The organism is Jezberella sp. (assembly GCF_964834465.1).
The window spans coordinates 227,602-239,048 of the sequence record NZ_CBAZRM010000003.1; the positions used below are offsets into that span (position 1 = coordinate 227,602).

Here is an 11,447-nt window from a genome sequence, read left to right on the forward strand (position 1 = left end):
TTCGTGGTCGCCACATTCGCATCCGACACGGCTGCCGCCCCTGAGTAACCAAGCACTTGCGTTGCGCCGTTGACGGTTACACCCGTGATGGTGACTTGACTATTGGTCAAACCGGTGGTGCCGTCATAGACTTTGGTTGCGGTGACTGCGGCGGTAGCCTGAGTGATCGTCCCTGTGTTTGCGGAAGCATACGTGACGCTGTAGTTGTTACCGCTGTTGCCGTCATTAATGACGGCCGCAGAAGGCGTCACTGAAATGTTCGTGCCAGCGTTCGCTGTGCCATAAGCCAGTGCAACGTTTGAGACCGTATTGCCTGCCACTAGGCCTGACGCGTTGCTGACGGCTGAAATATCTGCCACGGTCGGTGTATAGGTCGTTGTGCCGTCAAAGACTTTGCTGATAGTTGGTGCCGTAATGGTCACGGCTTTCTGCAGGATTATCCCGTTCGTCCCCGTATACGTTGCACCAGCGGTCAGGTAATAATCCGAGGCATTGGTGCCGCTCAGTGTGATCCCTGAGACTGAGTAACCCACATTGCTACCTGCGTTAACCGTGCTGTAGCTACCAGAACCGCTCAAGGTGAGCGTATCGCCAATCATCGCACCGTTGGGCGTCAGACTTAAGTTGGTCATGGTATTCGTGCCGTCATACGTCTTGCTGACGCCACTCACCGTGGTTGAAATTGGCGCCGCGTTGACCGTGACGTTACCCGTCACAGATTCAGCATGAATATTATTGCCACCGCCAACCGAGACACCCGTGACGGTGACTTGATAATTGCCCACGTTGGCGTAGCCCGAACTATTGGCAGTCGACCCAGGGGTGACCGTAAAGGTGACCGTCGTGGGCGTCGCCGACGAGGAAGTGTAATTATCCGTATAGGTATAGGTATTGCCAGTATGTGATACCAAGGAGAGTGCCAACACGGTTGAACCCGATGGCGTGACCTCAGTCACACTTGACACTGTCAGCGTTGGAGTGGTGCCATAGGTAACCGAGGTGCTGGCGACTTGAATCACCACCGTGCCAGAACCCACGTTGGTGTAGTTACCGTTCACGTAATTAAACGAATAATTGCTGGCAGCGGCACCCGAAGGCACCAGCACACCGGTGTAAGTACCAGCGACGTCGGTACCATCATTGGTGGTCGACAAGCCGGCCGCATTGGCGGTTGCATTGGCTCGGTTGACGGTGACGGTCGGCGCCGTTGCGAGAACGCTAGACGTTTGTCCTCCCACAAAACCGCTATAAGATACGCCATTCACCCCTGCCATATCCGTCTGGACGGACAACTTGGTTGCGTCGTTGGCCGTGACGGTCAGCACCGCTTTGTTGATGGTGCTTGTGGCGCCATTCACCCAGTTCACCGAATAGTTGGATGCGGCCGTACCGGAAAGCGCAAACGTCCCTTGGACGACGTTGACACTGCCTGCATTTGCCGAGCTAAACACCGGCGTGCCCGAGACAGTCACTGCGTCACTGTTTGGTAAACCAGCAATGACCCCGCTATTGGTCGTGTAATTCAACACGGTGTAACCGGCTGTGCCACTGGGCAAAGCAGTGGTCGCGTCATAGGTTTTGCTCAGACCCGTTGAACCGGTGACCGTCAAGGACAGGGGATTGACAGTCAGACTGCCAGTCGCGTAGGTAACCGAGTAGTTAGACAGACTTGCCCCGTTCGCCAGTGCCGCTGTACTGGGGGTAATGGTGTAAGGACCGCCTGTGACGGTGGCGCTCGCCTGACCCCCTGCACTACTGAGCGTGACACTGGCAACCGTTTCAGCATTCACCAAACCTGTGGCACTGAAACCCGATGAAGCCAATAAGGCTGTGCCGGTGTTGTCGTACGTCACGCTGTTGGTCGTGGTCGTCGTGTCAGCATAAGTCTTGGCGTCAGCGCTCGCAGTGATGGTCAGCGCAGCCTTGCTGATGGTGACGGGTGCTTTGGTCACGCTCAAGGTGGGTAACGCGTAGTTCGACGCCGTACCGGCGTTCACACCTGTGCCATTGACCAGCGTGATCGCGTTGATGTAGTTTGTGCCGTTACTGTCCACGTTAGCGCTGGCTGCGGTCGCGCCGCTATAGCTCAGCGTTTCACTATTAACGCCGGTGATCGTGATCTGGCTACCTGTCAAGGCGGTTAAGCCATCATACGTTTTCGCCGCCGACAGCGTCACGGTCGCAGGAGTGACAGCGGCAGTATTGAGGGTGCTGCTATAGACGCTGCTCGGCAGGACGTAGTTACTACCCAACCCTAAGGTACTGCCACTACCACCGTTGGCCAGGGTGATGCCCGTGTCATTCACATACTTATTGGCGGTGGCGACGTTCGCATCCGAGAGGGTGGCGGTGCCGGTGTAACCTAACACTTGGGTATGACCACCGACTGTCACGCCGGTGATGCTGACCTGACTTGTCGTCAGACTAGTCGTGCTGTCATACACTTTAGTGGCACTGATGACGGCGGTTGCTGCGGTTACCGTGGCGCTATTGCTCACCGCACTGTAGGCACTGGTTGGCAAGACGTAGTTACTGGCGAGGCCGATGGTGCCGGTCACCCCGTTAGCCAGCGTGATGCCGCTTGCGACGACGTACTTGTTCGAGGTGGCGACGTTTGCATCCGACAACGATGCTGTGCCGGTGTAGGTCAAGGTTTGTGTACTGCCAGCGACTGTCACCCCCGTCACGGTGACCTGACTGCCGGTCAGACTGGTTGTGCCATCGTAAACCTTGGTCGCGGTGATATTTGCGGTCGCTGCGGTGACCGTCGCGCTATTACTTCCCGACGCATACACACTTGAAGGCAACACGTAGTTGGCGGCCAACCCTGCCGTGCTACCACTGCCCGCATTCGCAAGCGTCAAACCACTGTCAACGACGTACTTATTGGCCGTCGCCACATTGGCATCAGAAACCGTCGCGGTGCCGGTATAGCCCAGCACTTGGGTAACCCCATTGACCGTAACGCCCGTCAGCGTGACTTGGCTCGAAGTGAGCGCCGTCGTACCGTCATAGACTTTGGTCGCACTGAGGGTTGCCGTGGCCTGGCCAATCGTCAAGGCACCCGTCGCCAGCACAATATTGCTGTAATTGGCATTAGTGTTCGTACCCGTCACCGTGTTGGTGTAACTACCGGCATTGGTGCCACTCACACTGGCGCTATAGCCTGACATCGACGTCACGTAGTTACCAACATCTGTGCCTAACAAGCCTGATGCCGTGAAGCCACTCACCGATTGAGTCGAACCCGTGTAGGTTGTGCTCAAGCTATTGGCCGTCAACGTCACTGTCCCCGCATAGGCGCTGATGGTCGCGGTATTGTTGCTAGAGTAGACTGTCAGGCTCGGCAAGACATAGTTTTGTGCCAAGCCAGCTGAGCCACCGGTGCCGTTAGCAAGTGCTGTAATGCCCAGCACGTAATTCGACCCATTGGCGCTGACGTTCGCGCTATTGGTCGTTGCGGTGCCTGTGTACCCCAAGACTTCGCCATTGACCCCCGTGATTGTGACTTGGCTCGCGCTCAAGCTGGTCGTGTTGTCATACGTCTTGGTCGCACTGATTGACGCTGTTGCTTGGGCAATGGTCAGTGTCCCGCTGACTGTCACGATGTTGCTGTAGTTGGTGTTGGTGTTGCTACCTGTCACCGCATTGGTGTAGCTACCTGCATTGGTCGCCGTCACACTGGCGGCGTAGCCCGACAGGGTCGTGGCGACAGCACTTGCGTCGCTACCTTGCAGACCAGTGGCAGTGAAGCCGCTGGCGGTCTGCGCCGTGGCGTTATAGGTCGTGCTCAAGCTTGCTGCCGTCAAGGTCACCTGACCCGCGTACGCATTAATCGTGACGCTGTTATTGCTTGAATAAGCCGAAAGACTGGGCAAAGCGTAGTTGCTTGCCAGACCTTGTGTGCTGCCCGAACCACCATTGACCAAGGTGATACCGCTGACATAGTTGGAGCCATTGGCGCTGACATTGGCGTTATTAGCAACCGCGGTGCCATTAAAGCCAAGGATCTGCGTGCTGCCACTCACCGTCACACCGCTGATGGTCACTTGCCCTGCACTCAAGCTGGTAGTCGCATCGTAGACTTTAGTCGCACTAATCGTGGCGGTCGCCGCGGTCACCGTCGCCGTGTCGGCGCTCGCGCTGTAACCGCTCGTGGGCAACACATAATTCGACGCAACCCCAGCGGTATTACCACTGCCTGCGTTAGCCAGCGTCATACTACTGTCGACGACGTATTTGCTGGCCGTTGCCACGTTGGCATCAGATAGCGTTGCGGTGCCGGTGTATGCCAATACTTGAGTGTTGCCCCCTATGGTCACACCAGTAATGGTGACCTGCCCAGCGGTCAATGAGGTCGTGCCGTCATACACTTTGGTTGCACTCAGACTGGCAACAGCGGGCGTCACTGTCGCACTATTTTGATTTGATACGTAGGTGTTGCTTGGTAACACGTAGTTGCTCGCCAAACCGATGGTGCTACCAGTTCCGTTGGTCAGCGTGATCCCACTATCAACGACATATTTGTTGGATGTCGTGACGTTTGCATCAGACAGCGTCGCCGTGCCGGTATAGCTCAGCGACTGGGTGTTGCCATTGACCGTCACGCCTGTGATGGTCACCTGACTACTCGTCAGGCCAGTGGTGCCATCATACGTTTTGGTGGCACTGATCGCGGCCGTTGCCTGAGCGATCGACAAAGTCCCAGTGGCCAAGGCGATATTACTGTAATTGGTATTGACGTTGGTACCCGTGACCGTGCTGGTGTAGCTGCCGGCATTTGTACCGCTGACCGTGGCGCTGTAGCCAGACATGGTCGTTGTGGCGTTCGTTGCGTCTGATCCCAGTAAGCCAGTGGCAGTAAAGCCGCTCGCGGTTTGCGCTAGCCCGTTATAGGTCGTGCTCAAGCTATTAGCGGTCAAGGTGACAAGCCCTGCATAGGCATTGATCGTGGCCGAATTGTTCGTTGAGTAGGCAGTCAGGCTTGGCAGCACATAGTTGCTAGCCAAGCTACCTGTGCCGTTCGCTAAGGCCGTAATGCCCGAAACAAAGTTTGTGCCATTCGCACTGACGTTTGCGCTGTTAGCGATAGCAGTCCCCGTGTACGACAGCACTTCACCGTTGACACCGCTGATCGTGACTTGATTGCTACTCAGGCTAGTCGTGTTGTCGTAGGTCTTGGTGGCGCTGATCGAAGCTGTCGCCTGCCCAATGGTCAGTGTGCCGGTTGCAAAGGTGATGTTGCTGTAGTTGGTGTTGGTATTGTTACCCGTTACTGTATTGGTATAGGTGCCAGCGTTCGTGCCCGAGACGCTCGCACTGTAGCCTGCCATCGTCGTGGCTGGGTTGGTGGCGTCAGCGCCTAACAGACCGCTTGCGGTGAAGCCGCTGATACTCTGGGCAAGACCGCTGTAGGTGGTTGTCGAACTGTTGGCCGTTACGGTGATCAAACCTGCATAGGCACTTATCGTGACGTTGTTGTTGCTTGATTGAGTCGTCAAGCTAGGCAAGACATAGTTGCTGGCTAGACCAGCGGTGTTGCCCGACCCGCCATTGGCAAGCGTGATGCCGCTTAGATAGTTAGCGCCGTTTGCGCTGACATTGGCATTGGCTGCCGTGGCCGTGCCAGTGTAGTCCAGCACCTGAGTATGGCCACCCAGGGTGACGCCAGTGATGGTGACCTGACTGGACGTCAACGCAGTCGTGTTGTCGTAGGTCTTGGTAGCACTAATCGTCGCCGTCGCCTGACCGATGGTCAACGTACCCGCCGCGACCGAGACGTTACTGTAGTTGGTGTTGGTGTTGCTACCTGAGACGGCGCTATTGTATGTGCCCGCATTTGTGCCACTGGCCGAAGCGCTATAGCCTGACATGGTGGTCGCCGGGGTTGTTGCATCAGTCCCTAGTAGACCGGTTGCCGTGAAACCCGTCACAGACTGCGCCGCACCCGTATAAGTGGTGGTCAGGCTATTGCCCGTCAAGGTCACCAAGCCTGCATAGGCAGTGATGGTCACGCTGTTATTGACCGAGTGCGTAGTCAAACTCGGTAACAAGTAGTTGCTGGCCAGACCGACAGTGTTGCCGGTGCCGCCATCGGCCAGCGCCGCGATACCCGAGACAAAGTTTGCCCCGTTTGCACTGACATTGGCGTTATTAGCAACTGCCGTCCCGGTGTACGTCAGTACTTGCGTAAAGCCACCCGCGGTGACCCCTGTGATGGTCACTTGGCTCGAGCTCAAGCCGGTCGTATTGTCATAGGCTTTGGTCGCGTTAATCGAGGCAGTGGCCTGGCCTATCGTCAAAGCACCCGTAGCCAACACGACGTTACTGTAGTTGGTGTTGGTGTTGCTACCTGTCACGGTATTGGTATAGGTGCCGGCATTCGTGCCGCTACCGCTGGCGCTGTAGCCTGACATTGTCGTGGTCGGATTGGTGGCATCAGTGCCCAGCAAACCAGTGGCCGTAAAACCACTCACGGTTTGCGCCAAGCCGTTATAGGTCGTCGTTGAACTGTTGGCTGTCAACGTCACCTGCCCCGCATAGGCACTGATCGTCACGTTGTTATTGCTGGATTGAGTTGTCAGACTCGGCAACACGTAATTACTGGCTAAGCCTGTGGTGTTGCCAGAACCACCATTCGCGAGCACGACGCCGGTGACAAAGTTCGAACCATTGGCACTGACGTTGATGTTATTGGCGAGCGCGGTACCGGTATAGGACAAGACTTGGGTATTGCCACCAACCGTGACACCGGTGATGGTCACTTGACTACTGGTCAGACCCGTTGTGTTGTCATAGGTCTTGGCTGCACTGATCGTTGCTGTTGCCTGACCAATGGCCAATGTCCCGGTGGCCAGCGCCACGTTGCTGTAGTTGCTATTGGTATTGCTGCCCGTCACTGTATTGGTATAGCTGCCCGCATTGGTGCCGCTTACGCTGGCGCTATAGCCCGCCATCACCGTTGTCGCGTTGCTTGCATCATTACCCAACAGTCCACTGGCGGTAAACCCTGTGACCGACTGCGCCGAACCCGTATAGGTCGTCGTGAGACTATTGCCGGTTAACGTCACTTGGCCGGTGTAAGCCGTGATCGTGACGCTGTTATTGCTTGAGTATCCCGTCAAACTCGGTAAGAGATAGTTGCTCGCCAAGCTACCGCTGCCGTTTGCCAACGCCGTGATACCGGTGACGTAGTTAGCGCCATTGGCACTCACGTTGACGTTGTTGGCAGCGGCAGTGCCAGCGTAGGTCAATACCTCACCGTTCACACCACTGATAGTGACTTGGCTGCTGGTGAGGCTGGTGGTGCTGTCGTAGACTTTGGTCGCACTGATGATTGCGGTCGCCTTCGCAATCGTCAAGCTACCCGTGGCCAGCGTCACGTTGCTGTAGTTACTATTGGTATTACCACCGGTGATCGTGTTGGTGTAGCTTCCTGCATTGGTGCCACTCACCGTCGCGCTGTAGCCAGACATCGTGATCGCAACGTTGCTGGCGTCAGTGCCCAACAGACCTGTCGCCGTGAAGCCAGTGGCGGATTGTGCCAAGCCGCTATAGGTAGTGCTCAGGCTATTTGCGGTCAGGGTCACGGCACCAGCGTAGGCGCTGATCGTCACACTATTGTTGCTTGAGTAGGTGGTTAAGCTCGGTAATACATAGTTGCTTGCAAGACCCACTGTATTACCCGAGCCACCATTTGCCAGCACCAAGCCACTGACAAAATTTGACCCATTGGCACTGACATTGGCACTGTAAGCGACGGCGCTACCCGTATAGGTCAAGACTTGCGTGTAGCCACCGACGGTCACCCCAGTAATGGTCACCTGACCACTCGTCAAACTCGTTGTACTGTCATAGGCCTTAGCTGCACTGATCGTCGCGGTTGCCTGACCAATCGTCAACGTACCGGTTGCCAATACGATGTTGCTATAGTTGCCATTGGTATTGCTGCCCGTCACCGTATTGGTGTAGCTACCCGCGTTGGTGCCGCTTGCACTGGCGCTATAGCCCGCAGCGGTCGTTGACAAGTTACTGCCATCCGTACCCAGCATGCCAATGGCCGTCAAGCCAGTAACTGTCTGAGCCAAACCCGTATACGTCGTCGTGAGGCTATTGCCTGTCAGGGTAACCTGCCCTGCATAGGGGTTGATGGTCACGCTGTTATTGGTCGAGTGTGAGGTGAGACTTGGCAAGGCGTAGTTACTTGCCAAACTACCCGTCCCGTTAGCCAGTATCACCCCAGTGACAAAATTTGATCCGTTGGCGCTCACGTTCGCACTATTAGCAGTTGCCGTGCCGGTATAGCTCAGCACCTCGCCGTTGACACCAGAGATCGTGATTTGACTTGCCGTCAGCGTGGTCGTGCTGTCGTAGATCTTGGTCGCACTGAGATTGGCCGTTGCCTGCCCAATGGTCAGCGTGCCTGTCGCGACAGTGACATTGCTATAGTTGGTATTGGTGTTGCTGCCTGTCACGGTATTGGTATAGCTACCCGCATTGGTGCCGGTGACGCTCGCACTATACCCAGACATGACCGTCGCAACATTCGTCGCGTCCGTGCCCTGAAGGCCCGTCGCCGTGAACCCGCTGACGGTTTGTGCCAAGCCGCTATAGGTGGTCGTGAGGTTACTGCCGGTGAGCGTCACCAGACCCGAGTAGGCATTGATCGTGACGCTATTATGACTGGAGTTGCTCGACAGACTGGGCAAGGCGTAATTACTTGCTAAGCCCGCTGTATTGCCAGAGCCACCGTTGACCAGTGCAGTAATCCCCGTCACATAATTGGCGCCATTGGCGGTGACATTGGCGTTATTGGACAGGGCCGTGCCGGTGTAGGTCAGGATTTCCGTATAACCACCGACCGTCACACCGGTGATCGTCACTTGAGCCGCACTCAAGCTCGTGTTGCTGTCATAGGTTTTTGTCGCACTGATCGTCGCAGTGGCTTGACCAATCGTCAGCGCACCGGTCGCCAAGGCGATATTGCTGTAGTTGGTGTTTGTATTACTACCCGTGACGGTATTGGTATAAGTCCCTGCGTTGGTGCCACTCGCGCTGGCGCTATACCCTGCCGCTGTCATAGATAAGTTATTGCCATCAGTACCGAGCATACCGTTTGCCGTAAAGCCCGTGACTGTCTGTGCCGCACCGTTGTATGTGGTGCTCAGGCTGTTACCTGTCAGGGTCACCTGGCCAGCGTATGCATACAGGGTAACCGTGTTATTGGCCGAGTGCGCGGTCAAACTTGGCAAGACATAGTTGCTGGCCAGACCCGCCGTATTGCCCGAGCCGCCGTTAGCCAGCGCTGTAATCCCTGTGACGTAGTTCGTGCTATTGGCACTCACGTTGACATTGTTAGCGCTTGCCGTGCCCGTGTAAGTCAGTACCTGTGTATTACCGCCCACCGTCACACCGGTAATCGTCACCTGACTCGTGCTCAAGCTGTTGGTGCTGTCATAGGTCTTGGTCGCCGCAATCGTCGCAGTGGCTGGGCTAATGGTGAGCGCACCGGTGGCAACCGTGACGTTGCTGTAGTTGGTGTTGGTGTTGCTGCCTGATACCGTGTTGGTGTAACTACCTGCATTGGTGCCGCTGGCGCCGCTCGCGCTGTAACCCGCCATGACCGTGGCTGGGCTACTCGCATCCGTACCCTGCAAACCGGTGGCCGAGAAGCCACTCACTGACTGAGTTGCGCCCGTGTAGGTCACGGTTGAGCTATTACCGGTCAGCGTCACCAAGCCACTATACGCATTGATGGTCACGCTGTTATTGCTCGAGTAGCCCGTCAAACTAGGCAACACATAGTTGCTAGCCAGACCAGCAGTGTTGCCCGAACCACCATTCGCCAGTGCAGTAAGGCCTGAGACATAGTTAGCCCCATTGGCACTCACATTCGCGCTATTGGCAACTGCCGTCCCCGTGTAGCTCAAGACCTGCGTGTTGCCCGACACGGTGACACCCGTGATAGTTACTTGATTACTGCTCAGCGCGGTCGTGCTGTCATAAGTCTTGACGCCAGTGATTGTGGCCGTCGCCTGTCCAATCGTCAAGGTCCCCGTGGCCAACACGAAATTGCTGTAATTGGTGTTGGCGTTGCTACCCGTCACCGTATTGGTATAACTACCCGCATTCGTCCCACTGACGCTCGCGCTATAACCTGCCGCCGTCGTTGACAAGTTGCTAGCGTCTGTACCCAGCATGCCGCTTGCCGTAAAGCCGGTCGCCGTTTGCGCTGAACCGTTATAGGTCACGTTGGCGCTATTGGCCGTCAAAGTCACCTGCCCTGCGTAAGCCGTGATGGTGACACTGTTGTTGCTCGAATAAGCGGTCAAACTTGGCAGTACGTAGTTGCTTGCTGCGCCAGCGGTGTTACCAGCGCCGCCATTGGTCAGCGCAGTAATCCCCGAGACGTAGTTCGTACCGTTGGCGCTTACGTTGACATTGTTGGCAACCGCCGTGCCGGTGTAATTCAAGACCTGGGTATAGCCACCCACCGTCAAACCGGTGATGGTGACTTGGCCTGACGTCAGGCTGGTCGTGCTGTCATAGGTCTTGGTGGCTAAGATCGTCGCAGTCGCTTTGTTGATCGTGAGCGTACCGATCGCCAAAACCACATTGCTATAGTTGGTGTTGGTATTGCTGCCACTCACCGTATTGGTATAAGCACCGGCGTTGGTACCTGTCACGCTCGCTGAGTAGCCGGCCATGGTGGTCGACAGGTTGCTGCCGTCAGTGCCCAAGAGGCCGCTACCTGTAAAGCCACTGACTGACTGAGCCAGACCCGAGTAAGTGGTGGTTGAACTATTCGCCGTCAAGGTCACCTGCCCCGCATAGGCACTGATCGTGACGGTGTTATTACTTGAGTAAGCCGTCAGGCTTGGCAACACATAGTTGCTGGCTATGCCAGCGGTACTACCTGACCCCCCGTTGGCCAATGCCGTGATGCCCGAGAGGTAATTTGATCCATTGGCGCTGACGTTGGCGTTATTCGAAACTGCCGTGCCGGTATAGGTCAGCATCTGCGTAAAGCCACCCACCGTCACACCCGTGATGGTCACTTGGCCAGACGTCAGTGCTGTGGTGCTGTCGTAGGTTTTAGCTGCAGTAATCGTGGCCGTCGCTTTGCCAATTGTCAATGTACCCGTCGCCAAGCTAACGTTGCTGTAGTTAGCGTTGCTATTGCTGCCGGTGATCGTGTTGGTATAGGTGCCGGCATTGGTGCCACTGACCGTGGCTGTATAGCCTGACATCACCGTCGCGACGTTACTGGCATCTGTTCCCAGTAACCCACTTGCCGTAAAGCCACTCACGGATTGGGCTGAACCGTTATAGATCGTTGTCAGGCTAGCACCGGTCAAGGTCACCAGACCCGTGTAGGCGTTGATGGTGACGCTATTCTTACTCGAGTAAGCAGTCAGGCTGGGCAGTAGGTAGTTGCTTGCCGCACC

General features: G+C 56.1%; 1 protein-coding gene (running past one end of the window). It reads right to left on the reverse strand.

Features of this window, described 5'->3' with window-relative positions; translation table 11 throughout:
- Nucleotides 1–11,363, reverse strand: partial view of a beta strand repeat-containing protein gene (locus AC1W8Y_RS03705; protein WP_482013118.1) — the beginning only. It extends 18,685 nt beyond the left edge of the window; 11,363 of the gene's 30,048 nt are visible here — the first part of the coding sequence; it begins with the start codon at nt 11,361–11,363; its stop codon lies off the left edge, out of view.
- Between the last annotated feature and the right edge of the window lie 84 nt (nt 11,364–11,447).